The sequence below is a fragment of the Spirosoma arboris genome (assembly GCF_009754945.1).
Taxonomy (GTDB): Bacteria; Bacteroidota; Bacteroidia; order Cytophagales; family Spirosomataceae; genus Spirosoma; species Spirosoma arboris.
Window position 1 is genome coordinate 1 of the sequence record NZ_WPIN01000013.1, and the last position, 26,668, is coordinate 26,668.

Genomic DNA, 26,668 nt, shown 5'->3' on the forward strand with positions numbered 1-26,668 from the left:
TACCTGATAGCTTATCGAGTTTACTGGTTACCTTCATAAAATCCCTAAAAGCGAAAAAAGGAAACAAATTCTGGCTAAATCATATCTATAGCCAATTATATTGGTACTTAAATGGATCAATCTTATCAAAAACTACTAACTAGTCGGCAAGATCGAATCTTTTGTTAGTAGTCGCCTTTTCGCTTGAGTTGTTTTTGCGTTTCCAACTGATCATTTTGAATTTTATGCTGTCATAAAGCAGGCCTACTGCCAACAAGGTTGCTGGTAAAAGTAAAACATAGAGGCCTGCATGGGAATAAAGAAGTCCGCTGACAATGCCTCCTAAAAAGAAGTATATAATGATTCTTAGCCGAAGTCTAATCGTGGCAATTAGTTTATCTCGTTGTTCTTTGATTTTATAAAAAAATAGTTGAGATAACTCGATACCCAAGTCCGTAAAAAGGCCTGTTAAATGGGTTGTACGGACCATAGCATCCGAGATTCTTGTTACCAAAGCGTTTTGTAAACCCATGGCGAACAATAGGCTATAAGTTATAAAATCTGCGTGCCCTTGAAGTAAGGCTTGCCCCCCTAAGGCAATGGCATATAATATAAGGCTTTCAAGTAGGGCCGGAATAATATAAATAAAGCGTTCATTTTTTCTAGTTATAATTTCGATAAGCAAGCTTGAGGTAAATGAGCCCAAAAAGAAAAATAGAATATAGATAAAAAAGATAAGGCCATTAGCGAGGTGAAGCTTAAAAATTTCATCAATAAAAAAGGCAAAGTGTCCGGTTACATTGGTAGTGAGTCGCTGCACCGATAAAAAGCCTGCCACATTGACTATTCCAGCGACAAATGACAGTAAGGAAGCAATTTTTTTATTATGGCTTAACATTCTAGCCTTTCCCTGATGTCTGAACATGCTGTTAGGTTATCAAGTAGTCACTTGATTTGGTGGGACCTAAAATTATAGCTAACTGAACGTAATCGATTTATACGGAGCTCCCAATTATTGTATATCATCAACCGAAAGTGGACAGATGCAGGTGAAAAGAGAAGAGAGACTTTTAAGTATTTTGTAAACGCTGAAAAAAATGATTTTTCCGGCTTTTCGACAGCGATAACTGTTTTAATTTTTTGCCGTTCCACTAGGATTTACTCTTGACGGCCCCAGTATGCATCCCTGGGTCGTACATTGTCTAGTGATTCATGGTAGTGTTAGTGTGGACTAGCTACATTTGACTGGACACCAAGTTAAGCATAATCTACCTTAGTAAATTATAAAAACTAGGATACAGGGGGTGTTCCTTTGAATTTTTTGCTTAATGATGATCACAGCCATCAATTGGCTATCCGGTCAGGCCAACTTCATTTTGTAAAGAAAAAGGGGCAGATTCCGAGATTGCTTAAAACAAAAATCGGGAGGCCAGAATAAGTGACATTGAAACTCAGTAATAAATTAATCCGCTCTACTCATCGTGCTGAGAATGAAGGTGACAACCGACGTCTCCCAATACAATAGTTCTAGCTAGTCACAAAAGCTAAAGATATACATCCCGGATTGACCAAACTGAAGAAGCTCTGGCAGTTGCGGCCATAAATCGGGAAAATCGGTTATAGAGGAAGGAAACACTATTCAGCCCACATGGCCAACTTTCAAACCGTCATCTTTATCCTCGCCATCTTGATTGGCTTGTCAGCCATCGCTGACAAAATCAAACTTCCTTACCCAATTCTGCTGGTGGGAACGGGCTTAGTGATTGGGTTTGTACCTTTCCTGCCTAACCTGGCTCTGGATCCCGACGTAGCACTGGTCATTTTTCTACCCCCGTTGCTCTACGATGCGGCCTCCAAAACGGCCTGGCAGGAGTTTACCCGCTCCATTCGACCCATCACCACTTTAGCTGTTACGCTGGTGTTTTTCACCACAACAGCCGTCGCTGCGGCTGCCCATTACGTGATTCCAGGCTTTAGCTGGCCGCTGGCCTTCGTGTTGGGGGCTATTGTCTCGCCCCCGGACGCCGTGGCCGCCAATAGTATCATTAAAGGCTTAGGACTCAACAAACGGGTAATTGCCATTCTGGAAGGGGAAAGCCTGCTCAACGATGCCTCCGCTCTGGTGGCTTATCGATATGCCGTAGCCGCCGTGATGACCGGCAGCTTCGTACTCTGGGAGGCCAGTCTGCAATTTCTGATCCTGGCCGGCGGGGGGCTATTGTTGGGTGGGCTACTAGGTTGGTTAATGACGGTAGCCCTCCAACGAATCGCCAGTGCAACGATCCAAACCAGCCTGACCTTACTGGCCCCTTACCTAGCCTACCTAGCCGCTGAACACGTCCACGCGTCGGGTATACTGGCCGTCGTCAGCGCCGGGCTCGTTATCACGCGTCGAACCCCGGAAGTGTTTTCGCCCCAGGCGCGCCTGGAATCCCGGGCCGTCTGGGACACCGCCATTTTTTTGCTGGAAGGGGTGGTCTTTATTCTGATTGGCTTACAGCTTCCAACTATTGTGACGGACTTGCACGGGTATACCACTGGTGAGCTGGCCTTATATAGTGTTGTGGTGAGCGTCGTCACGATTGTGATCCGAATTCTTTGGGTGTTTTTTAGTTCGTATTACCCGAAAGTGTTAGGTTGGTCTGAGCAATCAACCATCAGTAGTTCGGACACCGATAAACCTCCCAACCAAGTGGATTGGCGAAACGTACTGATTGTGGCCTGGACGGGCACGCGGGGCGTGATCTCCCTGGCGACGGCACTAGCCCTACCGCTCTCGCTGGCAGGGGGTGAATTGTTCCCCCAGCGCAACCTGATTCTCTTTTTGGCCTTCGTGGTTATCCTATCTACCCTGGTGCTCCAGGGGCTGACTTTACCCCTGCTGATCCAGCTGCTGGGCGTAAAATCTCAGAACGACCAGGCGCGGGAAGATCAGGCACTGGAGTTGCTGCTGGCTAGCCGGGCATTAAGGTATTTGGAAAATGACTTTCCCATGGCCTTACCCGGTCCCTTGAAACAAACCCTTGCCCGGCGGTATCAACTGTTAGTCAACGAACTTGGCGCTACACTTCAGGAATCTGAATTCGGGATAAACCCAGATAATGAACGCTCGTTAGTGGGTGAGATGCGGGCGGCTGAGCGAACCTTGGGGGAATACCAGCAGTCCTTACTGGTGGAGCTGGCCCGGGAAAATCGCTTTAGTGATGAGGTGTTACGAACGGCTGAACGGCGATTAGACCTGGAAATGGCCCGGCTGGATGCTTCGGAGCAAGCCGCTGGGGAGTAGGGACTGATCCTACAGTTCAAGGGAATCAAGAGCCGGTTTATGACCGAATTTTCGGCATACGAATTTACGGGCCTTGCTCTCTTTTACGGGATAGCGAGATCCTGTTTAAGTTAGTGTCGAGTTGAACCTAACCAATCCAGTATGAAGATTCACATTGGTACCTCCGGGTGGAGCTACGATCATTGGCAGGGCATTTTATACCCCCATGGAACCCCTGTCCATGACCGGCTAGAGCATTATGGGCAACGCTTTCAGACCGTTGAGCTAAACAGTAGTTTCTACCGCTGGCCAAAGCAATCGACGTTTGTCGGCTGGCGACGACGTTTACCGGAGGGCTTTCTGTTAACCGTGAAAGCGCCCCGGGGCTTGACTCACGCCAAAAAACTCTATGCCCCTGAAGGCTGGATCGAGCGTATACAAGCTTGCTGGCACCAACTGCGCGACAAGCGAGCCGTCCTGCTGGTTCAGCTTTCCCCCAATCATTCCTACGATTATGAGCGACTTGCCTATTTTTTGAAACAGCTTCCAGTCTGGATGCGGGTAGCCATCGAATTTCGGCACATAAGTTGGCATACTGAAGCCATTTTTGGCTTGCTCGAACAGTATCAGGTCGCTTACTGCATTATGAGTGGGGCGCACTTACCTTGTATGCTGCGCGCAACCGCTCCCTTTGTTTATGTACGCCTGCACGGGCCTGATCGCCACCATCTGTATGGGGGCTCCTACTCGGATACAGATCTGCGCTGGTGGGCCCATCGGCTAAGGGAGTGGGTTGATATGGGCAAGGAGGTCTTTGTTTATTTCAACAATGATGGGGGAGGGAATGCGGTTCGGAATGCCGAAACACTCCGTTATTTGATACAATAGAGAACGTTCCCCTGGACGTTTCAAGCGCATAAGTTGATCGACTTAGCCGGTCAGTCAGCTGTATACTTGGTATCCTTTACGGGACATGTCGTTAAATGACCTTTACGTAGTGTCCAATTTTAGATCGTTTACTGTTTTGTCCAGTAAAAGGTAGCGAATTCATAAAAAGCAACAGCATTAACCTGGAGGCCTTCAGCTAAACTTATGTCAAGCTCGATAATAGCTCTATGGTGAAAGTGTATAGGCTAAACAAAGTAGGAAGCTGACCTCAAGCGAGTCAACTTAAAGACGGTTGAACACACAGACTCCTTACCTTCTCCCGACTTCGCTTCAGGCGCATCTTGACCGCACTCGGTTTGATTTCGTACAACTGGGCCAGTTCCTCAATACTCATGCCATCCTCGTACTTCAAGCGCAGCAACGCCCGTTCCTCGACCGACAGCGCAGTCATGGCCTGTTGGACAACCTGGAGTGCTTCTTCGTGCAACTGGCTGTCCGCTACATCAGTTGTATGGTGGTCCATACCTGCTTCTTCCCAACTGGTGGTGGGCAACCGTTTGGCTAGCCGGAGTTGATCGGCACAATAGTTATAGGAAATTGAATAGAGCCAGGTCGAAAAAGTAGATCGTTCCTGAAAGGCATCCAGCTTATGAAATACTTTTAGAAAGATGTCTTGGGTAAAATCCTGCGCCTGATCGGCATCTTTGGTCATCGAAAGGCACCGTTTATAGACCTTATTAACGTATCGGTTATACAGGGTTTCGAAGCACTGATTGGGTTGGTTAGGCAATAATTGACGAATGGTTTCTTCGTCCGATAAGGAAGCGTACATGAATAAAGGAACTGTTACAAGTTTAAACTATCATGTATGATTAAATAAAAAGGTGTTTATTATATACTTTAGATTCAAATCGAATACTAAAGACACAATTAATCTACTAGACGGTAGACTTAATTTGGGCTATCCTTGTCAAGAATAGCTAGCTCCTTGAGTAAATCTACTCAAGGAGCTAGCAGCGTATTGATCTATCCGCTGCTGACTTAGCGCTTTGACAAGTCTAGTCTTAATTAATGAGTTCTAGAGGCCAGACAGCGTAACTGACTAGTTCACCCTAGCGGGTAGGTGCCTGGAGAGGAGTTAGGAAGCAGCCACAAACAAGCGGAGGTCCAGGAATTTTACTCAGGTTACTAAAACCAAACGAGTTCGGCTTTGACCGTTACTTTTTCGACCTATTCCGGTCTAAAAAGGAGTCGTTTCACTAAATCTGTAGCGGCTAAAAGGCTGGCCAATCCTAACCATCACCGCTGACCTTTGCTCAGCGTGACCAATCAAGACTTACCCAATTGGCTCGCTATACCCGTTGGTATAGGGTTTGCCCGTCAACGCAACCTGACTTAGGGGGGCTCCCTATTGGTGAACAGGTTTGGTCAGCTGCTTTTTACGTTTGAATACGCCGAACTTCTAAGGCGACACCCTTTACGCATATCCACTCATGGATACTAAATTCCTCAGCCGCCAACGACCCCCATCCCAGCACTTGGACGACCGAACTGTAGTGGCCGATTGGGTAGCATCGCTCGCTACGTTTTATGACTCCTATCATCAAGTGGCGGCTTGTCTTCACGGCGAGCCGGGGATAAACAGCGGTTACCCACCAGAGACGCTAATGGCCCTACGGATGAGCATGGAAGCGGAGTTGCAACTGCTTTTTCAGGATATGGATCGCTCCCCCCATACGTCTGCCCATGAAAAGCCATTCAATCAAAAGCTAGCCACTCACACAAAGCACCTAACCCACTTAAATCAGCAGGCCTTCTTGCTGCTAGTTGACCTGTTCCCCAAGTAGTTTTTTACGGCTGCCCGCTGATCACCTAGGTTGTCGTTCTGATTATACAAAAGTAACTCCCAGGCTCTTTACGGATGGGCATGCAGGGACAAACACCAATTTTTTCGTCGGATTAAACGCTTTAATCAGAAAGCAGCTTGGCTAGTCGGGCAGCTACCTATGATTAATGGTTGGGGTAACAACCCTCCTGGGGCTAGTTTATGGGCGACAGGAAGAGGATCAGGCCAATAACTTTATGCTTTGGGCCACTTTAGCCTGCAAGTCGGCCAGGGCAGATCCTTCTCCGCCTAAAAAGGCTGCCAGGTCTGGCTTAGCCCGGATTTCAATTAGTGTCGAGGCCATCGTGTAGTGGGTGATGCGCGCCCAGTCCTGCTCGGTAACGGGCGCTAAGAGTGGGCTTGGCTCAACTACCTCCAGCAGGAGCCGCCGAAATTCGGCGAAGCTTTCAGCGACTAGAATAGGGGATGAATGGGGGGTGAATTGCTGGATCTGCCGGGCTTGCAGTTGCAACCGTTCGATGCGAGACAAAGGAGGGTTAGTCATGTTATGGGTTAGCTAAGGGTCTACTAGATGATTTGGAATCAATAAGTGCTATTGGTCCTTGTTGGTACTTTTTTGACGAGCCTTTGCCGAACGGACTGGCTTCGTGTAGCCCTGGCCAATGGGTTAAATGGATGGCGTGCTTCTGGCGCATCTACTGCAAGAGTGCAGCCCGTGAAGGTCAATTTTTTACCGCTAGATAATACAGCATGATCAGGCTGATGGAACACAAGACCAGGACCATGATTAGAATAGGCCGTAGCCGCCGTTCAGTAGGAGTGGGCATAAAGGCTTGCTTTTAGAAAAGGTACGTGGCATAGGCTTAGTCCTCTACAACCTACAAGGAATACTCAATAATGTCAAATGAGAAACAAATTCTCCCCTGGTGAAGACCATTACTTCACGATCCGGCCTAGATTCTAGTTGTCTTTTGACTGCCCTAGTTGCATCTTTGTCCCATCGCTATCAAAAAGTTTCTCTTAACCAGTCAGCCACTCTATCAGGGGGTGTACCCCGGTTGATGGGGTCCAGAAAGCCTGGGGCAAGGCGCTATTTAATCATTAGGCTGCATAACGTATATGGCCGCAAGTTCACCCGCCAGGATGGGTTGCTGGTTTTAGAAGTACTTCGCAAGCTGGGTATTGACTTGGGGGAGATTACCGTTGCCGCTAGCTAGTAAGGTCAATTGCACTTGGTACCAACTTACCCTGGTTAGCTCACTTGGTTACGCTCCTGACGAGGGATCAGATCTATCAGCTAGCTTCCTGACCCCTGTTGAAGCAACGGTTTTGACGATACCGCTTCCGTCGAGTTTAACGGTGAGTCCCCCATTGCTCGTACTGCGAAGCACGACCGCTTCACTACGGCTCCGCAAGAAGCCTTTCACGGTATTGGTCACACTGACGCGATCACCGGCAGAAAAGATAAGGTTCATACAGAGAGACTTGGCTAGGGAAAGATACAAAAAAAGTTCAGTAATATATCAGTTCGTTACGTGTTTTGCCCAAACCTTTTGCTCGTTACCCGGTTAACGTATGCCTATGGATTTCATAAAACAGAATTAGGGCAGGTCACCTCAGATTGAGGTGGCCTGACTTGTTATTGAGCGATCTTATAAGCTGGTTTTTTAGTAGTACCACCGCCAAGTTAATCCTCAGTTTAAGGCTGCCAATGTCTTTTCAGGCTGATTGTGTAGCTCTTGTAAACGCTGTTGAGGCCGTAGCTTCTCTGGGACCAACTCCAGGTGGAGGTCAAGCAAATCAGCCAACTGCTGGACCTGCTGACAAAGCCACTTGTCGTAGGGGTGGTTCATTGCCTCCTACTAAGGGTCATAGGATTTATCTTGAATGGTCGCTGAAGAATATGAGCCAGCTATTTGTTTATTATTTTTCCTTTTAGTAAATAATTAGTGACCCTTTTGTGAAATAGAGTCTAAGGTATAAACTGTATTTAAGTGGCTTACTGATCATGAAAACCCAAAAGCGCCATTCTGTTCTGCTCAACTATATCGTTTTCACGCTGGCCCTCATGTCTGCCCTTGTTGCCGGGTTGATCATACTCTCTTGAGGGCCTTCCGTAAGTGAATCCTTCGTGTAGGAAGTGCAGGCGGTAAAACATCTTTTTATTTTTTAGTAAGCACTGGCGACTGTTAGCAGAACTGTATTTTTAAGCCATACAGCCTTCAGCCTAGCTGCAGCGCCCAAAAAAGCGCAACCCAATCGTCAGGTTGCGCAGGTTAAGCTAGAAGAGTACGGGAGTCAGGAAAGAAGGCAAAGTGACAGGGGAGTCTAAACTACTGTTAAACCATCCCTACTTTTGTCTGTTTCATTCGTATGAATCCAGTTATTTCCTCTGGCGACAGGGTTAATGTGGAACGCATCGTAAATGGCTTCCACCGGGGCGAGGATAAAGCGACCGTGTTGAGGAGGCACCGTAGTGGCCAAGTCAGGATCAAGCTCGACGGAAGTGGCATCGTTAGAACCATTTCACCCGATCGGATCAAGAAGATTGCCGACGGCAAGCCTATACGATTTGGTCTGTAGTAGGACTTACTACTCACCCAGCAACAAATCAGGCTACCCTAAAGCCGAAGCGATCTGAATACAACCCTTGAAGAGTAATTCTCTAGCTAATCAATCCTGAAAGACGTTCGGGTCAGTAGCGGTAATTTATTCACCTTTTTGCCGGAGGTGTTTGGTCGCCCAATAGCCCATTACTATCGATTTCTCGTACTATAGATAGCCAGGTACAGTTATGAATTAGGTTGGATAAGATCAAAACGCCAGCCTCGTTGGAATTGGCGTTTTCTATAGTATATCACTATTACTAGGTACTGGCCTTTATGGCTAAAGTAACTACTTGCTGAATGTCCACCCACCCTGAAGCTGACTCAGGTCACTAGTAAGTTAGGTCCTGTTGTCCAGACGGTATCGGTGCTCCTTAACTTTTGCGCAGTGCTGTACATACGCTTGAGTCATTTCTGAAAAGCAGCGTTACTGTCGAATCCAGCCTTTGAGTAGGGTCTTAGCCCACATGAAGTACTGAAGCATACTCAGGTCGGGGTTATCTTGGATAAATTTTTCCATTATTGTCGCAAACTCGCGTTCTTCTTCTGGGGTAAAGGCGGCCTGTTTTTCTTTCAGCCAACGAGGCATAAATTCGGTAATTGCCTTGCGCCGGCGGAGCTCTTCATCGCTTTCCATTATAGGCATATATAATTTCGTCTCTTTGTAGTGGGAAGAGCCCAGCGGACCTTCCTGTTTATTGGTAAAGCCTGGTGGATCATTCGCAAAGCTTTGTTATCGTATAGCGCCTTTATCGTTAATGGATTTCAGCATCTGCAATACTTCCTTATCGGTAAGCGCCTTGCCCCAACTAGCTACGATACCCACAATCAAATTACTTACTCGTAATTGCTGTAAACTTGACGCAATTACGAGTGGTGGCTTATTGAGTAGGTTGGTTAAATCACCTGTAAGGCCTTCAGCATGGCATGTAAGAGCGATTTCATGCAGTATCTGGTCTCGCATATCATACATGGCTTTTTATAGCTAAAATGGCGTTTATAGGCTTTTTCCTCTTTTTCGCCTTCTATTTTTAAACTAACAGGTATAAAGGATAAAGGGCTGCAAGGCGTTTTTATAGACTAGAGATGCTTTAACATGAAATTTCGGTTTTACGCTCCCAGGCTTTATTCATTCTACTGCCAGTCGGTTTGCTAGCTACTTCATGAGTGTATTTCTATGGCCTAATGACTAACCTAAGAGTAATTTAGGAAAATAGCAAATAAGCCAAACAGGTCTATGGAAGGATGGCTCTCAGTGCAGGAAATGCAGGCATAAACAACTATTTTTTATTTTCCCCTGCAACCGATCAGGGTTATTAGTGCCAACTTGCCTGTTCCAAGAGATTTCTGGAAAGACTCTATAGGGAGCTTTTGCCATGTAGACGAGGGCTTGTTTGACAAAATGATTGGGCCTTATTGCTCTCAATTGAGTTACTCTTAGCAAATTGTACGCCATAGGCCCAACATTCTTTAACTTCCCCAACCCATCAGTTAATTACCCATGTTAGAACTAAGTAAAATTACTTGTCTTTCCGTCAAGTAAGACACAAGTGTTTGTTAACAAACCAGAAACGCCGGTCTCGCATGAGGCTGGTGTTTTTTCTTATGACGCTCACTATTCCCTTTTCGTCTAAGCCGCAGGATTGCCAGGCTACAATCAGTTACGGTAAGTCTCTAACGCTGGCTCTGGTAGGGTCATCATTGTTTAGTAGATACCCATCTGGAGGTTCAAAGTCACATAAATATAACAAGCTGCCCAACTAATGAAGCCGGGCAGCTTTATTTTTACTTGGTTAATATCGCTAACCTCGATTACTGCGCTAGCTGGCACAAGGCGATATACGTAAGCGCTCCCCTAATCAGTTTCCGATAAGTTCCGGCTTTATAAGCAATAGGTGTAGCCACTTAGCTTGCATAGCACGGGTAATACGCTCCTGCACGATTTGATCTTTATTGACAACCTGGCTATACTCTAAGTGTACGCTCAATGAGGCCACCAACTCGGCTGCTGTTCTTCCAATGACAAATTTTCCTGTTGACACTGCAACAGGATAAAGTCAATCGTCGTCATCGTCGACTACTAAAATAGTATACTTCAGGGGTTGTTGAGTAGAGAAATTGGCAAAATGTAGGCCGCATTTAAACGTCAAATTCTCGAACTAGGGCCTTGACTCTGAGTGATTAACCGCTTTCGACCAACTTAGTTTTTACGAATTATAATCACGTTAAATACTAAACCAACCAATAAGTTGGTACTTGTTTATTACTCATCCAATCAGTAACATTGCCTGTATCCCCCACTTCCTACTTCATCCCGTGCCATCACCTCTATCCCCAACTGTTTGGATTGTTGACGACGACGAAGACGATCAACAATTTATTCGCTCCGCCTTTTGGGATGGAGAGCCTCCCATTAGTGTGCTTTCTCTAAGTGATGGGGAAGAACTACTACCCATGCTGGCTGACTGTATTGAAGTACCCCGACTAATTCTGTTGGATATTAATATGCCTCGTAAGGATGGGTTTGAGACCCTGCAGGAGTTGCGAAACCTTTATTCTTATACCGATCTGCCCGTTGTCATGCTGACTACATCTTCGAATGAAGACGACCGGAAGCGTTCTTTCCGTTTAGGAGCGAATCAGTTTTTGACCAAGCCGCTTACCTATGAGCAATTGCGTGAGATGGCACAGGCATTAAGCAAGAACTGGGAGTTAACTTAATACCTACGTACTTGCTTTGCCAACTCGGTAAGCGGGAGTTGGACCGGTAGTTCGACGTTGAAGCAAGAATCCCCCGTACTTTAACTGGGGAGGTCAAATTTATGGGCTAAAGGGGAAAAGTACTCTTGAGACGTTAAAGGTGCAGTTTGGACACAAAAAACGTTGGGGCCAGTAGCGCCAACGTTTCATCTAACCTATATATGTTTGTAATCTACCGAAACGATTGGCTTACAACCGACAATAAAATAGTCAAAATATTCTGCTATTACTAATTAATAGACGGCCTTGTTAAGTAAAAAAATCACGTTTAGGTAACAATAAAAAACAGCCGTCCTCTAAGTAGCTAACGGCTGTCAGGATTCTCACCGTAACAACTTCAGTTACAAATGGTATACAAGCACCGATTCTGTTTGTTATCTACTGAATTGAATAGTAAGGCAGTGGGACCGTCACCCTGTTACCAATTTTTGTCACTAAAAGCGCATTATGTTTATTCAAAGTTACCGACTAGTAAATTAATTAACAGTTGGCCTTAACAAACGATTTGCATGTTGATCGTCTACTTAGGCGAGTTCTTATGGGTTAGATCTAAATGCTGGTACTACTAATAGCGCCAGCATTTTTTTGTTACCACATTGTAGTTTTTTAGTATAAGTAGTATTGCCTAACTTTATATTGTAAAATATTAACATATTTAATGTAAGCCTATAGTTAAAACAAGATACTAATTATGATGCGTGATCTTGACGAACTTCTTGACTTCTACGGGTCCCAACAACGACCTCAACCAACCCAGTACTCCTTCCATTGGACCAATTCCAAAACCCTGCGAAACTGTATAACTCTGGCTATGCTTGGGGCTAAAAACGGCAATACGTCCAGCCTTAAGACGTTGCGCCTGATCAAGGATTTATGCATGGTGGAAAGATTAGTCATGATTAACTAACCGAAAAGTAAGGCCAAAACCTTCTCAATTATATGTTGTGAATGGCCGGGGTCTGGCTGTCAATGACAGGAGTTTGTAGATAAAGTAGTCAACTAAACAGACGCCACCTAAGCAGGTGGCGTCTGTTTGCCTTACTTAAAAATTATCACTGGCCTCTATTACTCACTGAAGACATATTTGTTGCAGAAACTAAGTGCAATGGAAAAGCCCCTGCCATGGCTGGTCAGGGGCTTTGAGGTTAAAAAGAGAAAGTTGCCTGTGAACAAGTAGCCAAAAGTAACATAGGTTCAGTTACTAATTGAAGCAAATGTTGTGAATGACCCCAGTTGGATGGTCAACAACAGGATTTTGTAGGTGAGAAAAGACCAACCCTAAACCCTGTTGAGGGGGAATAAAAATCATATAACCTTAGCGATGTATTCTTTTAAATCTAAAATAGCTCGCTTAAGCGCGTAGTAGTGTGGGTAAATGTGAAATGCCGACCTGGATCGAAATTTGTGAGGAGAATGACAAAAAAGTTAAGTAAAATTATTATAGTTTTATCGTATTAACTTACTGGCACCGTCTGCAATGGGGCATGTTATAGGTCAAAAGATTAAGGAAGCTCGACTAAAAGCGGGCTTGACCCAAAAAGAACTAAGTGAACGGCTAGGTATCTCAGCCGCAGCCGTTAATAAATTTGAAAGGCGACAAACACCTCCTTCAATATCTACACTTGAGCGGGTTGCTAAAGCAATTGGCTGTACGCTAGTGATTGATTTTAATTGATATTTTTTCCCAGCAATCCCTAAATCCTTTGCTTGAAAAGAAGAGAAAATGGCTTAAAGATCTTTATAGAGCCTATACATAAACTTTTATATTTGCCACTCTGCGTTTACTTAATTGGTTCAATGCCTGCTCAATTTACCATATTGCTGGTCGATGATAATCCGGATGTTGCCGACATCCTAAAACGGGTTTCTAGTCAATCATTTCCCGAAGTCCACTATGTACAGGTCAACAATTTTACAGAAGCTTCCAGATATCTGGATGATCTGGAAGGACTAGGGCCAAACATAGTCCTGTTAGATGTAAACCTCCAGACTGAACCAGGTGGGTTAGAATTTTTAACTCAAATGCGAAAGCACCCCGTTGTTTGCTTAGTGCCTATTATCATTCTAACAGGCATAACTAGTAAGGCATTAGCGTTAGAAGCCTACAGACGAGGAGCTAATGCGTTCACGATCAAGCCGTTTGATTATGGGGATTGGAAAGCTTACGTTAATGACCTGCGAACTTTCTGGTTTTTAACCGCAACAGTACCCAGATTATATTTCGGCGGGTAATTTTCCGGTTGATTCATAGAACACTACAGCTAATCAGCTTGTTAAGCTCTACTTTGTCTAAACAGTCATCCCCTATGCCAGACGCTAAATCCTTTGAAATCTTAGTAGTGGATGATGAGCCCCCCATCTGCGAGCTACTGGAATGGGTAGCCAGTCAGCTATTCCCGGAAGCTACGTTTATTAATGCCAGGTCAGCCCAAGAAACACTTGATCATTTAGACAAGAAGCCCGATAAAATCCCGCAGTTAATTCTGTTAGATATTGATTTAGGCACTTCCGTTAATGGATTGGACTTGATTCCTCAACTCAATGACCGCTTAAGGGGCAAGACTCCCATCGTTATGCTGACCTCCTCTACGGAGCCACCTGTCGTTAAGCAGGCGTATGAAAAAGGAGCAGTAGCCTATACACGGAAGCCCGATGATTTGCAGGGGTGGCGTACGTATGTGACTGCTCTGCGTTCTTACTGGCATGACACAACCATCCTGCCTACAACTATACAGTCTTAGCAAACCGCGACAAGCGATTTATAAATTCCCCTACCTTGTTAATGGTTTCTTTTTTAGTTATAACTTCCCGTTATAATACTTATTATTTTTAGCTATGGAGTGCTTATATTGCAAGCAGTTTTTTAATTAAGCAATCAGGCTGTCGATGAATTCTTCCACTGTGGCTCTTTCCTTTGGTACACTAATTCGGGATCCTGAATTACCGTACCATTAAAGGAAATACGAATATATAGTTATCGGGAAATGCCCAAAGGTTAAGTTTCAGGGAAGGGGAGAGCTCAAATAAATGCTTACTTTCGTACTTTAAGTAGAAAAGGACGAAATGGCATATTACAACGCAAACCGCCATAAGCGGACATTTTTAGTATTTAGATGATCTTCTCCCAATTGTCTCAGAAGATATGAAGTTATCAAGGCAGTTCAAGTAGTTGCGAAGGTCGCTACTAATTGAATGTAACTTAAGCAGATCGGTTATGCTTTTTTGTAGTTTCTTCCGTCTAGCACAATTTACTTTTGCTTGAGAAGATATTGCCCAATCAAAAAGGCAGTGCTGTTCTAACCCGCTGCTTAATTACCCATTCAAGGAGAATTTTCTGGCCATTACGATCGCAGAAACGGGGAGACAACACCGCCTTTTCAGAATAGATAGAGTCAAGCTGTGGTCAGGCAAGCTGGACTTGGGCTAGAGCAAACGAACGCCAGTCCGGTTTGATCATGTGCGTATTTATACCAGAATATTTGGATAAGGCAATCCCAAGCTGATCAACCACTTCATTAATTCGTCTGCGGCCAACAGCAAGTCGGGCGCCGTTATTCATCACGAGGTGGGCTTCGATAGAGGAAACCACAATACAACTGTGAATATGAGCTGGGTTAACCAGATTGCCTTTGTGAGCGCGTAGAAACTGAGGCCACCGCTCACAGTACCATTTTAGGGTCCGGCTGGTTAAAATAGCCTGGCCATTCCGTAAATACACAGTGCTATAATTAGCGTCTCCAGTTAAATAGAGGATATCCTTTGGGTCAAACTTATGCTGGACTTGAGCAGCGTCTGATCGCTTCATAATAGGTATACTTGAAAGGAGTGGAAAACCTAGATCGCCATATAGTTAGTCAAAATTAATAAGACTACCTTTATAATTCATAATTTTAAAGTTTCAGTAACAAAGAATCTCCTGATACTCCAATAACAGGACAAATAGAATCCCCAGCAAATGCAAAAGCCGACTTGATAAGTTTCACCTGACCCCAAAAAGCGTCTTTGCAAGCTGTAAAGACTCATTATTAGTTTCTGCTTAAGGGGCTAGGCAATCTGGACTTGGACTGCTATAAAGGCAGCCCATTCCGGATTAATCACATAGGTACTGCTGGCGGAAAATTTGGGCAAGGTAATGCCTAGTTGGTAGGTAACGGTTTTAATTCGCCTGCGGCCAATGAGAAGACGAGCGCCATCGCGCATAATCAGGTGAGATACCTCAGAAGAAACCACAATACAGCTATGAATCTGCTCGGGGTTAACCAGGCTGCCTTTGTGAACGCGTAGTAACTGGGGCCACCGCTCACTGTACCATTTTAGGGTCCGGCTGGTAACAATGGCCTGGCCATCCAGGAGGTATACCGTGCTGTAATTAATATCCCCGATTAAATACAGTATCTGGGAGACATCAAACTTGTGTAGCAGCGGAACTGCGTCTGATCGTTTCATAAAAAAAGAGGTAGGCAATAAGTAGTCTAGGGTCCTATAAGTATAGAACTAATAATCCAATTACATTTTAACCCTTGTCCAGGAGCAGTCTACCGAGGTGAACAAGCAGGGTCCTACGTAGTTAGATGGCCATAAAAAAGTGCCTTTGTGGCTTGTAAAGATGCTTTTTCTATATTCTACTAATAATCAGATAGTTATAAATAAAGCCCCAACGCTAAGAACTGTGCACGCTATTAGCGTTGGGGCATGTAAACACTCAAAGGGTCAGTTAATTATGCCTACGAAGCAAAGCTACGTGGGTAAAAGCAAGTATGCAACCCCTGCTTGGAGCGGCCACACTTACTGCACCCAAATTTACCTACTTATTGCGGCCATTGCCCGGATTGGCCCATGCAGCAGCAGTTTTTGGCCAGGCGTTATACGACGCACTGGAAGGAGATACTGAAGGTGAAGAAAAAGAGATTGAGCTACAACTGTATTTTTGACTATCTTAGTTGTATCATTTATATAATGGTGGGATACAAACGGAAACGCCCGGCTAAATCTAAGCCGGGCGTTTTTTTGATCTAGGCCACCAAAGTATATATAATACTAATCTAAGTTGCGAGATTGATCGGATAGACATAAGCTTTATCAACGGCGTAGGCCAGCACAAATAGGAACACCTTCAATAGAAACCCTTTGGCCGTAACAGCGTGAATCTTACGAGGGAAAAGTGCCTCTATCTGGCTAATGACCGTCTCGATAGGCTTTCGAAAGTGCTTCTTGAGAAAACGTTGCCAAGCTTCATCGGGTCGTTTTGAGGTACGCTTACGATGAATTAGAAGCGTAATCTGCTCGCAGTCAGCATACAAGTCCTCTTGTTCATAGTCGGTATAGCCACTGTCCCCGTATAACTTACTGCCTGCGGGTAAATCCAGTTGCATCGACTGGAAGGCCGTGCTATCATGAAAGCTGCCTGCACCAACGTAATAATCCACCGGTTGACCGGACGCTGTTGTGATGAGTTGGACTTTAAAGCCGTAGAACGGGGCCGCCCGCGCGGTACTCCTCTTTAGCTTCATTGTAGCCGTGGTAGGCTTTGCCCGTCAAGAGTTTACAAACAGGAATGCGACAGTTGCGGCAGACAGATACCGGAAAGGAGTCAATGATGTAACGAGCGGACGCATTAAGCTCTTTTAAGGCCAAGCCCATAGCCTGAAAGACCAGCAATAGAGTGGCTTCTAAGCGGTGTAACCGGTGATTAAATCCTGATTTGTCAATCATCCGGCACCCCATATGGCGTTGCATGTAATCACAAGCGGTGGCTTGATTTCCGTAGAAGAACAGGGCTGCCATTAGGGCAGTGGTAGCTACTTCAGCCTCATTAAGTTTGCAATGAGCGTCCGTTTTTAGGCCCATGATTTGAAACATATCATCGAGTAGGCAGTAAATTGCCAGTGCCTTGTCAGTCATGTGGGTGATCGTATAAAGTGTCAGCTACTTCAAAACGATCTCCCCGGCTGACGGGGTTCATATCTCGCAACTTAGATTAATACTAATTAAGAATTGGTTTGTCGTATTTTAACCCCATGAATTACGCTGACGAAATTATCCAAGATTTATCATACCTGAAACTGCTGGAGAAACAACAGACCAAAGCTCAACTCCGTGATTATGTCCAGTTTCTCCGACTGCTTAAGGCAGGCGAGTGCCCGACTCAGGAGGCAGCAGCTAACCAGGTCAATTTAAGCCTACGACAGGCACAACGACTTTGGAGACGCTATCGACAGGATGGACTCGACTCGCTGATCCAAACTAGATAGGCTGGGTATATGGGTAAACTATCGACTACCCAAATGAGTCGATTGCGGCAATTCCTCTTCGATGATCAAGCTCAAACCTTAGCGCATATCCATGCAAGCCTTGGTGTCAGACGAGAACTATTTGCAAACCTGCCAGATTCCGCTGGTAGCCGGTCGGTTTTTTGAGGGTCGTGATGCCGACTCGCTGACTATTGTTCTGAACGAAAAAGCGGTTCGGGCGATGGGGTATCGAAAATCAGGGTATACTATCGGCAAACAACTCCGGATGATGAGTGACCCACGGCTGTTTACGGTAGTTGGGGTGAGCGAGGATTTTCATTTCAATTCTATGCAGCAAGCTATCCAACCCATGCTGTTTTTTCGATCAAGGGCGTTTCTATCTACCGTTAACTCTCCTTCAAACTCCATCCTGGTTATATTTCTCACAGCTTGGAGTCCATTCAGCAGCAGTAGTCTACGCTTTTTCAAGATGCCCTTTCGAGTACCAGTTTATGGATCAGACGCTGGAAAAGCTCTATCAAACGGAATTGCAACTGAAGAAGGCCGCTTACCTAGCGACGGCTCTAGCCTTGCTGGTGGTGCTGCTAAGTTTGGTAGGCTTGGTCTCGCTGAGCGTAATTCGGCGGGCTAAAGAGATCGGTATCCGTAAAGTGCTCGGCGCATCAGTCGTGGGCATCGTGGGCTTATTTGTGGCGGAATACGCCTGGGTGCTGCTGGAAAATGTATTAGCGTGGCCATTAGCCTACTGGCTCGTATCAAAATGGCTAGCGGACTATACGTACCACATTCGATTAGTTGGCTACCCTTCGTGGGGGTAGGGTTAGTCGTTGCTCTGTTAACTACTTTACTCATTAGCTTCCAATCGATCAAAGCGGCTCTAGTGAATCCGGTCCAGTCGCTACGAAGCGAATAAAAGTAATTTTGATAGCAAGTGGTATTAGCTATTAGTGGTTGGGATGCAAGTTTATAAAGTCGTCAAGGCCGTTCTTAGCTTGGCAGTGCTATTTTCCTTGTCTCAAGAATCGCTCCTCAGCATGAGGCGTGAAAGACGAAGTCTGTTGTAGGCAAAAGTAGTGATTTCTACAGTTAAAACTTACAACTAGTCCCTTCTAAGGAGGCAGTTGTAGGTTTTTTATTGATTTATAGCTAGACCTACTAGCGCCAATACTGGCTCATTAAATCAGCTACCCAATCCGGTTGTTTGAGACTAGTCTGAGGTTGAAATTCTTGGAAAACAGGCTTGATATCCAGTACTGGGGTCCCATCAATTGCGTCCAAAAATTTTACGACAATCGTTCTGCCTCGGTGTTCTACCAGTTCAACCGTACACAGACCAAGCTGATTAGGCCGATCTTTTTTACGTTGACCAAAAATGCCCATCAATGGATAGGCTAGATTACCGCGTGGGTGCCCAGAAAAGACAATATTTTCCGGGGCAACTTGATTAAAATAATATATAATCTCTAAGTGTGAGAACGCTTCAATGTTATCTAATACTTCGCTAGGCATATGGTCAGCTAGTTCAATCTCAGATATAATGTCTCCCCAGGCGTCATCGATTGGCTGCTGACGAGTGTTTTTCACAACTGCTACATTAGTTAGGTGTATGTCCATCTCAAATGAATAATGGGTGGATCATTTCGCTATCGAAGCGAATGGAGGTACTGATACAGCGACTTTAACTCGCTGTCGGTGTATTGGGCCGTCATTTTCCAGGGCATTTCATTGTTATTCAGTTGATGACCAGTTGGCGTTTTGCCCGTTCGTAAAGTGCGGATAAACTGCTCTTTCGTCCAACGGCCGGTAGCACCACTGCGGGTCAGATCGGCTATCCGTGATCCGCCCGGCAGGGTTGGTTTCCCGCCTTTCATCGAAGGCTGGTGACAGCCTATGCACGACACAGCCAGATACTTCCCCTGCGCAATGCCTTCTAGCGTGTCGGCCTGGACAACCATCGGCCGGTTGTGATCAATCTGCTCGACTGGCAGCAACGGCATCTTCCCGACATAAGTCAATAGCTTCACAACGGGCCCTAGCTGATTCGCTGGCAGCTGGTTGTCAACAGGGCGGAGGTGTTGGCAATAGGCAATGAGAGCTTGCAAATCCGATTTTGCCAGGACTGTCGTTTCGTGGGAAGGCATGTACAGCAGCGGGCGTCCACTTCGATCCACCCCGTGCCGAAGGGCCATCAGCCAATCAGACGTGCTGTAATCGGTAGGGCGACCGCCCTGGCCCCACGTTAAGTTAGACGACGATAAGCGGCCAAGGGGGAAATTGTCAACCAAGACTTTTCCGGACAGCTTTTCGCCGTGGCATTCAACACAGCCTTTAATCAGGGCTAAGTGCTCACCTCGTGCCAGCGTAGCCCCATCCTGAGGAATAACTACTTGCTCAGTCTTAAATGCGTATCGTTTATCGATTCGCCCGTTGATCATGTAGGCGATAAAGAGGTAGATCATTAAGAAAATAACGGTCATCGCCAGGAGGGTACCGCCGATCCATTTGCCAAGTTTGCGCAGAGTGTTCATCCAACGTTTTGTGTTTGTGGTCACACAAAACTGGGGACTTGGTTGCTTTGGGCCAGGTGGCATCTGTTTAAAGCAGCGAGTTAAACGTGCGAAGCGGCTTAATAGTGGATTAAACTCTTTAGGCACAAATCGGCTCCTTACTTCTTCAGCCCTTAAAAATCAGTGGCTCGTTCCTGGTTCATCAAGACTTCTTATTAAGCATAGAATCAGTTTCTGGTATACTAGATATTGATATAATGTAAGCCGCGCCAGTAGGAACTGAACGCGGCTTTTCTCAGGCAAAGAGAATGCTCAACTGCCTGCAGGTTTCGAGAATTTTATTCCTTTATAGTCTATTCTATATTGGCTAAGATATTAGGCCCTATTCGGCCACCTCGATGTGCATTTCATAAATAGTTTCGATATAGTAACTCGATTGAAAAATCGTCGTTACGGATTCTTCATACGCCTGGTTGGAATCCAGAATACGAACGTAAAGCGGTTGGTTGGTCGAGATGCGACGGGCCGAGACGCGGTATTTGCCGATAGGCACGCCTTGTGCGGTATAATAATCGGTATGGAAGGTAAGCGTTTCGCCTTTGGAGCCATCGATCAGGGAAATTGGTTCCAGCATGAACTCAATATCACCGGTGTTAAAACTCGTGCGATTCGTTACTTCTACAGTGCCGCCGTATAAACCATCGTCGCCAAAGTTGCCCGTTTTTTCGCCCCAAAGTTTGAGCTGTAAGTTTTTAACGGCTCCCTCATCGGGCAAAAAGGTATCGTCGGCCTCGGTGAACAGCGGTAGCTGATAGGTCTTCCCTTCGAATTTCATCTTCACGTTCCCCCGCACGTAGAACGCACCGATGCCGGGCTCGTTGGGTAGGCTGATTCTGTAGTTCCCATTCGCATCCGTTGTACCGATGACGTTCTTACCAACCCAGATAGCATTGTTGGCAATGATGGTAGCCTCAGCCAATGGTCGGCCCTGGGTGTCGACCACATGACCTTTGACAAAACCGGCCTGAACCTTACCAGGATCAGTAGAGAGAGAATCTTTGGTGCAGGCTGCCAGACTGAGTAGGCCTGCTAGTAGTAAAAAACGGTTTATAGTTTTCATAGCAATTGTTGTTTAAAAGAGGATTGAAAAGGAATAACCTGATTAGACCAAGGTGGTCTGGTTTTTGGCTGGAGCGGTGGACGATTCGCTCAGCAGTTCCGAGATATATCTTTCACACAGACTGTTGGTGGCATACTGTTTAAACTCAGCACCAAGTCGCTGGACGTTGATTCGGTAGTACGGATCGCTGAGCACCTTTTCGACACTCTTTTTTATTTTTGCCGCAGTAGGGGTTTCCGTTTTTAGATTGATACCTACCTTAAAATAGCCGATGCGGGCTGTGATCTCGTTTTTGCCTTCGTGGACGCCCGCAGCTATTAGTGGCAGGCCGTGTTGCAACGCCAGCATTGTTCCGCCGTATCCCCCATTGGTCACGTAGACATCGGCAAAAGGCATGACGGAGTTAAAGTCGATAAAGTCTTCAATAAGTACGTTGGCCAGCGGATAGTTCGCCCGAAGTTCTACCGTCTGGGAACCACCGGTCGTTACGATAACCAGCGTACGAGCATCGTCTTTGAAGGCTTCCAGGGTAGGAATGATGAGTTTTTTCGGATCGCGCTCAACGGTGCCTTGTGTCACCAGAATTACCCGCTTATATTGATTTACCCGGGCCACGTGCTTGAAAGGATGCTTCGGTCCCTGGCTATAGGGAAGCAACGGACCTACGAATCGGATGTTGGGGCTCATATCCGGGCGAGAGTACTCGAAACCGGGCGTACCACTTTGCAGATACAGGTCGGGAGTACGGGTAAACGTATCGAAAACAAACTCCTTCTTGGGCGTTAATCCATACTGAACCAGTATTTGATTGTACACATCGGTACAGGGCTTCAGCAGAACGTTGGTAATCAGGTAGCGCATAAAATCCTGCTTAAGTCGCCCCAGGAACGTATTGGAAGGCTCCATACCGAGTCCAGTTGGGGGTAACGCTTTCGAGCTCTCACCCAATGGCCCGATGCCGATGGATACGACCGGTACGTTTAACAGCTTTCTCAGGATTAGCCCACCACTGAAGGCAGCATCGCACAGGAGCAGATCGAAGGGAAATTCTTCATAAATGGCTTTTACATCACTGACCAGTTCGGGGGCTCTGAAGAAAAAGACATTATTCAGATCGAAGCGAAGGCGCTTGATGGTACCTTTCATCTGTAGTCGTTCGGGAAACGCAGTGTCCAGATTGAGTTGGTTGACTTCGCGAGCTTTTTGGTATGGGTAGAACGGAATACCCAGTTTACGGATTTTGTCTTCGTAGCTGGGGCCCGTGTACCAGCGAACGTCGTGGCCGACACCTTGTAAATGTTTGGCAAGTCCCGTTAGCGGGTTCAGGTGGCCATCCAGGGGCATAGTGGCAATAAGAATACGTTTGTGGTTCATTGGATTGTTGTTTATGGTTTTTGTAAAAGAGAAAATTAACTGACTGTTGCCCATTGCAGCAGGGCCTGCTTTGACGGGAGCTTATCCTGAATAAAATCAGTGAATACTAAGGCATAATCGACTAGTAGACAGCTAACACCCCATAAAAGGGTCAGGAGTAGCGTTAGCGTGATAGTCACCCATTGGTTGTAAGGCATTGCTTTTTTCATGCGTATGGATTGGTTTTGGGTAAACCGTGTTGTTTACTGTCCGACAAAATTCTGATGATTAGTCAGCTTCTGAAATCCCGCCCTGTCTAAAGTATCGTTCTCACCCGTCGAAACAGCACAAGACTCATTTTAAGCAGCCGCGCTATCTGCGCTGCCGAATCGACTATTCTCTGATTGATTTGACGGAAATACTTGTCGAAATACCGTTCAGATTCCCTTCCCCAGTTGGCATTGGAGACGCTAAACCCCATACTTCTCTTTAATAATGAACCTATTTCAAGCTTTTGTTCAGAACCGTTTTTGTCATTGTGAGGGACGAAGAATCTTAGTGCCTCTTAGTTCGTAAGTAAGGAAACTGTAAGATTCTTCGTCCCTCACAATGACAAAAACGGCTCCTACTGACTTCGCTTCGAAACATGAAATAGGCTTACTTAGTAGACCGTCAAGACGGTTCATTGAATGGGTATATGTTTACTGAATTCACAGCTAAAGCGGTGGCACAATACGCTTATTGATCACAAGATAGCTTGACTGCTAGGCGCTGGATTCTGGCTGCTTCGATTGCAGCAAGTGCCACTTCGAGCACATACCGATTGGTTAAAGCACCTCCCTCCCCTCAATTTTGGGTGATCAAACCAATACCAAGCTGATCAATTGGGTCTGTTCCTAACCAATTAGACACGCTTGTTAACCACCGGAAAAACCAATGACAACGCCACCCCGCTCCGGACCACTTGTCGGGCGAACCATAGTCAATCCTGTTCTAAAAGAGGAAACAATCTTCTTGGAAATCAGCCGTGAAAGCGGTGGACGTCATACACTCGTTGATGTACTACTAGCCCCCGAAGCCGGAACCCCAATGCATTATCACACCGATTTTTCGGAAGAGTTTACGTGCCTGGAAGGTGAGCTGAGTATAAAGCTTAACAAGAAGATTATCCGGCTAAAACGGGGCGAATCCATTATCGCGCCCGCTCGTAGCAAGCATCGCTTTTTTAATCAATCGAGAGCGCCATGCCGATTTCAGTGCCGATTTACGCCCGGTTTTCCCGGCTTTGAGCAGACGCTACAGATTTCCTACGGCCTGGCCCGCGACGGGAAAACCACGGCGCAGGGAACTCCAAAAAATCCCTATGTACTGGGTTATCTGGTCCTGATTAGCGAAACGCGCATGTCAGGTTGGCTAGCCTTTTTGCAGCCGCTATTAAACTGGCTGGGGCGGCAGGCGCTCAAAAATGGCGTTGCTGCTGAGCTTCAACGGCGCTATCTGGCGGTCTGGTAGCCGTCAATTCATCTGTGTTCTCTTTCAATTTTTTACAACAACTAATGAATCAATCAACTCTCTTTTTAATCATGAAACGTTTCCTGTATGTCCCCCTATTTTTTTTCGTCGGTCTGCTGGCCTGTCAAAAGGCTACTGAGGCTGTCAATCCGGTGAATACAAATAAACCATCTGACACAACGACCCATACCTCCCCGACCCACTCTGGAGTTGTATATGAGCATGGTACGCCGGTCGGCCAGCCCACTCAGAAAACAATCGGCCCGCAAGGAGGTACGATGACCTCAGCTGATGGTACGCTGGCCATGACCATTCCCGCCGGAGCTGTTTCCAAAGCGACAACCTTCACCATGCAGCCGGTTAAACCCACATTACCTGGGTTAATTGGGGAGCAGTCGTTCCGACTTCTTCCCGAAGGACAGACCTTTGCTCAGCCAATTACCCTCCAGTACCACTACGATGCCGATAGTCTGGACGGCACGTCGGCGCAGGCGCTATTCATGGCTTATCAGGACAGTGATGGCTACTGGAACGCATTGCCTAAAACGGCACTTGACGAAACCGCACAGACGCTTACAGTCAGCACGAAACACTTTAGCGATTGGGGAGCCTTTGCCGAATATATGTTAACTGCCAGTCCCGATGTCATTTTCCCCGCCCAATCGTCGACGCTTGACATCGTCGGCTACGGAGACGATTTTTCACAACCGCTGCACGAGTTGGATGATGCCGTCAAACTGGCTCACCAAAAAACACTGGAGGACCCTGCCAACATCAAAAACTGGCGATATGCTGGGAGTAGTGGTACGCTGGAAGTGGCAAAAGCCCGCACGTCGGCAACTTTCTGGCCTTCAGAAAGTGTAGCTAAAGGTAAAACGGTGATAAAGGTCGATATCTATAACATTATACCGGCTGAGCAATCGCCCCGGGGCAGCGCAACTGGTAAAGTTGAACTCCTAAAAACCATCCGAATTGAGGGGGCCTATTTCCGGGCTACGGTGAACGGCAAAAGTTCCGAGGGCAAAGTCTGGCATGGCCTGGTAACTGCCAACCAAACAAGCATCGGTGGTTTATTGGTCAGTGGTGACTATATCGATCTGGCGATTGGCCAAACAGACCTTCATCCCGGCCGGATTGCCTATGCAGGCGACGACGCGACCAACCTGGCATCGACGGGCAATGCCCTAGCCACGCTGGAAATCGACGGCGACCTGACCCGGGAGTATGTAAGCTGGTATTCCCCCTGCGAGGGCGAGCACCTCATTCCGTCATCAGGATACATCACTATCGATGAGGTGAAGGAGTTTTACGGGGTTACCTACGTGCGAGGATCGTTCGAGGTGACGACGTACTGGGAAGAGGGCGAATGTCCGGACGTAAAGCTCGATAAGAAAACCATCAGTGGGGAGTTCCGGGTGCAGCTGAAAAAGAAGTAGCCGAACATCAAAGAAGAAGAAGAAATCCAACTGTGGCCAATGAACCCAATGTTCAACTCATTACGTCGGTCTCTGTTACCTATACTCATCTGGATTGTCTGCTTATTACCACGGGTTAGCCGTAGCCAACCCGTGGTGGCAGGTCCTGATCAACCGATTGACGCTCAGACGCGCAGAGTTGTCATTCAGTCGCTTATGCAGCAACTCGGTAGCCAGTATGTATTTCCGAAGGTAGTCGCTCAGATTCAGGAAGTTATTCAAGCCAAACTGAGCGCTGGCGACTATGACTCAATTACTAGCAGCAAGGCATTTGCCGATACTCTTACCGCTCATATACAGCGAATTAGCCACGATAAGCATTTGCGGCTGTTTTACCAGAATACACCGAGTAAGTCTTCTGACGGTAGCTCAACGGCCAATGAGCAAGCTGCGCTGCAACAGTATGGTCGGAGAATTAATTTCGGTTTCGGAAAACCGGAACTGCTACCGGGCAATATTGGCTATCTACGAATCGATGAATTTATGCCGATAGCACTGGCTGCCGGAACGGCTACAGACGCGATGAATTACCTGAGTCAGACCGATGCACTGATTCTGGATGTCCGCCATAATCGAGGGGGAGATCCCGCCATGGTGGCTTTTCTGGCCAGCTACTTTTTTGGGTCCGATTCAGTGCATCTAAACGATATTGTCAGCCGGGGTGGGAAGTCAGTTCAGGCGTTCTGGACGCATTCGCAGCTTCCGGGCAAACGCTACGTCGGCAAGCCGGTTTATCTGCTTACCAGCACAAAGACGTTTTCGGCGGGCGAAGAATTTGCCTATGATTTGCAGAATCTGAAACGCGCCATCCTCGTTGGCGAATTAACGGCCGGTGGCGCTCATTCCGGAGAGATGATTCGAATCGGAGATCATTTTACAGCCTTTATCCCCGTCGAATATGCCCGAAATCCCATTACCCAAACTAACTGGGAGGGAACGGGTGTAAAGCCAGACCTGGCGATCGCTCAGCGTAAAGCACAGAAAAAAGCGCATATCATAGCCCTGAAAACACTGATTTCCAGCACGCCCGGGGCTGTAAAAAAACGGGAGCTTGCCAGGGTCATTGAGCAGCTAAACGCAGTAGACTAACCAACATCGCAACCTTG

Annotated in this window: 30 protein-coding genes and 1 pseudogene; 17 read left to right on the plus strand and 14 right to left on the minus strand. The window is 46.4% G+C overall.

All coding sequences use genetic code 11. The features are described from left to right. Nucleotides 1-139: 139 nt before the first annotated feature. Nucleotides 140-904 carry a YoaK family protein gene (locus GO755_RS27540; RefSeq protein ID WP_157588539.1) on the minus strand — a complete coding sequence of 255 codons (765 nt, stop codon included), beginning with the start codon at nucleotides 902-904 and terminating at the stop codon, nucleotides 140-142. A gap of 723 nt (nucleotides 905-1,627) precedes the next feature. Here GO755_RS27540 and GO755_RS27545 point away from each other — a divergent pair. After that, the gene (locus GO755_RS27545) at nucleotides 1,628-3,265 is read left to right on the plus strand and encodes a Na+/H+ antiporter (protein ID WP_157588540.1); all 1,638 of its coding nucleotides are present in this window, start codon (nucleotides 1,628-1,630) and stop codon (nucleotides 3,263-3,265) included. 141 nt (nucleotides 3,266-3,406) lie between these two features. Beyond that, on the plus strand, nucleotides 3,407-4,132 hold the full coding sequence (locus tag GO755_RS27550) for a DUF72 domain-containing protein (RefSeq protein WP_157588541.1): 726 nt from the start codon (nucleotides 3,407-3,409) through the stop codon (nucleotides 4,130-4,132). A gap of 277 nt (nucleotides 4,133-4,409) precedes the next feature. On the opposite strand, the gene GO755_RS27555 is transcribed toward GO755_RS27550, so the two are convergent. Beyond that, nucleotides 4,410-4,964 carry an RNA polymerase sigma factor gene (locus GO755_RS27555; RefSeq protein ID WP_157588542.1) on the minus strand — a complete coding sequence of 185 codons (555 nt, stop codon included), beginning with the start codon at nucleotides 4,962-4,964 and terminating at the stop codon, nucleotides 4,410-4,412. A 661-nt stretch (nucleotides 4,965-5,625) separates the two neighbouring features. On the opposite strand from GO755_RS27555, the gene GO755_RS27560 reads away from it, so the two are divergent. Next, complete coding sequence (locus tag GO755_RS27560) at nucleotides 5,626-5,979, plus strand: hypothetical protein (protein WP_157588543.1); 354 nt, start codon at nucleotides 5,626-5,628, stop codon at nucleotides 5,977-5,979. A gap of 219 nt (nucleotides 5,980-6,198) precedes the next feature. Here the strand turns inward: GO755_RS27560 and GO755_RS27565 are convergent, their stop codons facing one another. Together GO755_RS27565 and GO755_RS27570 are read right to left on the minus strand one after the other, a co-directional pair. Then, nucleotides 6,199-6,522 carry a hypothetical protein gene (locus GO755_RS27565; protein ID WP_157588544.1) on the minus strand — a complete coding sequence of 108 codons (324 nt, stop codon included), beginning with the start codon at nucleotides 6,520-6,522 and terminating at the stop codon, nucleotides 6,199-6,201. 721 nt (nucleotides 6,523-7,243) lie between these two features. Beyond that, nucleotides 7,244-7,453, minus strand: a complete 210-nt coding sequence (locus tag GO755_RS27570) for a hypothetical protein (protein ID WP_157588545.1) — start codon at nucleotides 7,451-7,453, stop codon at nucleotides 7,244-7,246. Between the two features lie 934 nt (nucleotides 7,454-8,387). On the opposite strand from GO755_RS27570, the gene GO755_RS27575 reads away from it, so the two are divergent. Then, a complete protein-coding gene (locus tag GO755_RS27575; protein ID WP_157588546.1) occupies nucleotides 8,388-8,561 on the plus strand; it encodes a hypothetical protein in 174 nt (57 codons plus the stop codon). A 450-nt stretch (nucleotides 8,562-9,011) separates the two neighbouring features. Here the strand turns inward: GO755_RS27575 and GO755_RS27580 are convergent, their stop codons facing one another. Together GO755_RS27580 and GO755_RS27585 are read right to left on the minus strand one after the other, a co-directional pair. After that, nucleotides 9,012-9,230, minus strand: a complete 219-nt coding sequence (locus tag GO755_RS27580; RefSeq protein WP_157588547.1) for a hypothetical protein — start codon at nucleotides 9,228-9,230, stop codon at nucleotides 9,012-9,014. Between the two features lie 87 nt (nucleotides 9,231-9,317). Further along, entirely contained in the window at nucleotides 9,318-9,548 is a 231-nt protein-coding gene (locus GO755_RS27585) for a hypothetical protein (RefSeq protein ID WP_157588548.1), read from the minus strand. A 1,352-nt stretch (nucleotides 9,549-10,900) separates the two neighbouring features. On the opposite strand from GO755_RS27585, the gene GO755_RS27590 reads away from it, so the two are divergent. From GO755_RS27590 to GO755_RS27610, 5 genes are all read left to right on the plus strand, one after another. Continuing rightward, nucleotides 10,901-11,305, plus strand: coding sequence for a response regulator (locus GO755_RS27590; protein ID WP_317165969.1), 405 nt, complete (start codon nucleotides 10,901-10,903; stop codon nucleotides 11,303-11,305). 730 nt (nucleotides 11,306-12,035) lie between these two features. Further along, entirely contained in the window at nucleotides 12,036-12,251 is a 216-nt protein-coding gene (locus GO755_RS27595; RefSeq protein WP_157588550.1) for a hypothetical protein, read from the plus strand. A 570-nt stretch (nucleotides 12,252-12,821) separates the two neighbouring features. Beyond that, nucleotides 12,822-13,019 (plus strand): helix-turn-helix domain-containing protein, encoded by a 198-nt coding sequence (locus GO755_RS27600; protein WP_157588551.1) that lies wholly within the window; start codon nucleotides 12,822-12,824, stop codon nucleotides 13,017-13,019. Nucleotides 13,020-13,141: 122 nt separating this feature from the next. After that, nucleotides 13,142-13,576 (plus strand): response regulator, encoded by a 435-nt coding sequence (locus GO755_RS27605; RefSeq protein ID WP_157588552.1) that lies wholly within the window; start codon nucleotides 13,142-13,144, stop codon nucleotides 13,574-13,576. A gap of 74 nt (nucleotides 13,577-13,650) precedes the next feature. Beyond that, entirely contained in the window at nucleotides 13,651-14,085 is a 435-nt protein-coding gene (locus GO755_RS27610; RefSeq protein ID WP_157588553.1) for a response regulator, read from the plus strand. A gap of 662 nt (nucleotides 14,086-14,747) precedes the next feature. Here GO755_RS27610 and GO755_RS27615 read toward each other — a convergent pair. Both GO755_RS27615 and GO755_RS27620 read right to left on the minus strand, forming a co-directional pair. Beyond that, a complete protein-coding gene (locus GO755_RS27615) occupies nucleotides 14,748-15,149 on the minus strand; it encodes a LytR/AlgR family response regulator transcription factor (protein WP_157588554.1) in 402 nt (133 codons plus the stop codon). A 239-nt stretch (nucleotides 15,150-15,388) separates the two neighbouring features. Continuing rightward, complete coding sequence (locus tag GO755_RS27620) at nucleotides 15,389-15,790, minus strand: LytR/AlgR family response regulator transcription factor (protein ID WP_157588555.1); 402 nt, start codon at nucleotides 15,788-15,790, stop codon at nucleotides 15,389-15,391. A gap of 311 nt (nucleotides 15,791-16,101) precedes the next feature. Here GO755_RS27620 and GO755_RS41895 point away from each other — a divergent pair, with 311 nt between their 5' ends. Together GO755_RS41895 and GO755_RS42210 are read left to right on the plus strand one after the other, a co-directional pair. Next, nucleotides 16,102-16,275: a hypothetical protein gene (locus tag GO755_RS41895; protein ID WP_262887030.1), complete on the plus strand. Its 174-nt coding sequence runs from the start codon at nucleotides 16,102-16,104 to the stop codon at nucleotides 16,273-16,275. Next, nucleotides 16,196-16,360: a hypothetical protein gene (locus tag GO755_RS42210; protein ID WP_394351048.1), complete on the plus strand. Its 165-nt coding sequence runs from the start codon at nucleotides 16,196-16,198 to the stop codon at nucleotides 16,358-16,360. The genes GO755_RS41895 and GO755_RS42210 overlap by 80 nt, the downstream gene beginning before the upstream one ends. 26 nt (nucleotides 16,361-16,386) lie before the next feature. Here GO755_RS42210 and GO755_RS42335 read toward each other — a convergent pair. Then, a pseudogene (locus tag GO755_RS42335) lies at nucleotides 16,387-17,245 on the minus strand (IS982 family transposase). Nucleotides 17,246-17,361: 116 nt separating this feature from the next. Here GO755_RS42335 and GO755_RS27635 point away from each other — a divergent pair. From GO755_RS27635 to GO755_RS41595, 3 genes are all read left to right on the plus strand, one after another. After that, a complete protein-coding gene (locus GO755_RS27635; protein ID WP_157588557.1) occupies nucleotides 17,362-17,595 on the plus strand; it encodes a helix-turn-helix domain-containing protein in 234 nt (77 codons plus the stop codon). Nucleotides 17,596-17,686: 91 nt separating this feature from the next. Beyond that, the gene (locus tag GO755_RS27640; protein ID WP_227687109.1) at nucleotides 17,687-18,226 is read left to right on the plus strand and encodes an ABC transporter permease; all 540 of its coding nucleotides are present in this window, start codon (nucleotides 17,687-17,689) and stop codon (nucleotides 18,224-18,226) included. Then, nucleotides 18,195-18,413 carry an ABC transporter permease gene (locus tag GO755_RS41595; RefSeq protein WP_227687110.1) on the plus strand — a complete coding sequence of 73 codons (219 nt, stop codon included), beginning with the start codon at nucleotides 18,195-18,197 and terminating at the stop codon, nucleotides 18,411-18,413. Before GO755_RS27640 ends, GO755_RS41595 begins: the two co-directional genes overlap by 32 nt. 337 nt (nucleotides 18,414-18,750) lie before the next feature. On the opposite strand, the gene GO755_RS27645 is transcribed toward GO755_RS41595, so the two are convergent. From GO755_RS27645 to GO755_RS27665, 5 genes are all read right to left on the minus strand, one after another. Then, a complete protein-coding gene (locus GO755_RS27645) occupies nucleotides 18,751-19,179 on the minus strand; it encodes an SAM-dependent methyltransferase (protein WP_198174953.1) in 429 nt (142 codons plus the stop codon). A gap of 59 nt (nucleotides 19,180-19,238) precedes the next feature. Continuing rightward, nucleotides 19,239-20,123: a c-type cytochrome gene (locus GO755_RS27650; protein WP_157588559.1), complete on the minus strand. Its 885-nt coding sequence runs from the start codon at nucleotides 20,121-20,123 to the stop codon at nucleotides 19,239-19,241. Nucleotides 20,124-20,484: 361 nt separating this feature from the next. Continuing rightward, the gene (locus GO755_RS27655; RefSeq protein WP_157588560.1) at nucleotides 20,485-21,222 is read right to left on the minus strand and encodes a carboxypeptidase-like regulatory domain-containing protein; all 738 of its coding nucleotides are present in this window, start codon (nucleotides 21,220-21,222) and stop codon (nucleotides 20,485-20,487) included. A 42-nt stretch (nucleotides 21,223-21,264) separates the two neighbouring features. Next, entirely contained in the window at nucleotides 21,265-22,596 is a 1,332-nt protein-coding gene (locus GO755_RS27660; protein WP_157588561.1) for a glycosyltransferase, read from the minus strand. Nucleotides 22,597-22,631: 35 nt separating this feature from the next. Continuing rightward, nucleotides 22,632-22,805 (minus strand): hypothetical protein, encoded by a 174-nt coding sequence (locus GO755_RS27665; protein WP_157588562.1) that lies wholly within the window; start codon nucleotides 22,803-22,805, stop codon nucleotides 22,632-22,634. Nucleotides 22,806-23,511: 706 nt separating this feature from the next. Here GO755_RS27665 and GO755_RS27670 point away from each other — a divergent pair. From GO755_RS27670 to GO755_RS27680, 3 genes are all read left to right on the plus strand, one after another. After that, nucleotides 23,512-24,087: a cupin domain-containing protein gene (locus tag GO755_RS27670; RefSeq protein ID WP_157588563.1), complete on the plus strand. Its 576-nt coding sequence runs from the start codon at nucleotides 23,512-23,514 to the stop codon at nucleotides 24,085-24,087. Nucleotides 24,088-24,158: 71 nt separating this feature from the next. Beyond that, entirely contained in the window at nucleotides 24,159-25,523 is a 1,365-nt protein-coding gene (locus GO755_RS27675) for a hypothetical protein (RefSeq protein WP_157588564.1), read from the plus strand. A gap of 39 nt (nucleotides 25,524-25,562) precedes the next feature. Further along, on the plus strand, nucleotides 25,563-26,651 hold the full coding sequence (locus GO755_RS27680) for a S41 family peptidase (RefSeq protein WP_157588565.1): 1,089 nt from the start codon (nucleotides 25,563-25,565) through the stop codon (nucleotides 26,649-26,651). Nucleotides 26,652-26,668 lie beyond the last annotated feature (17 nt).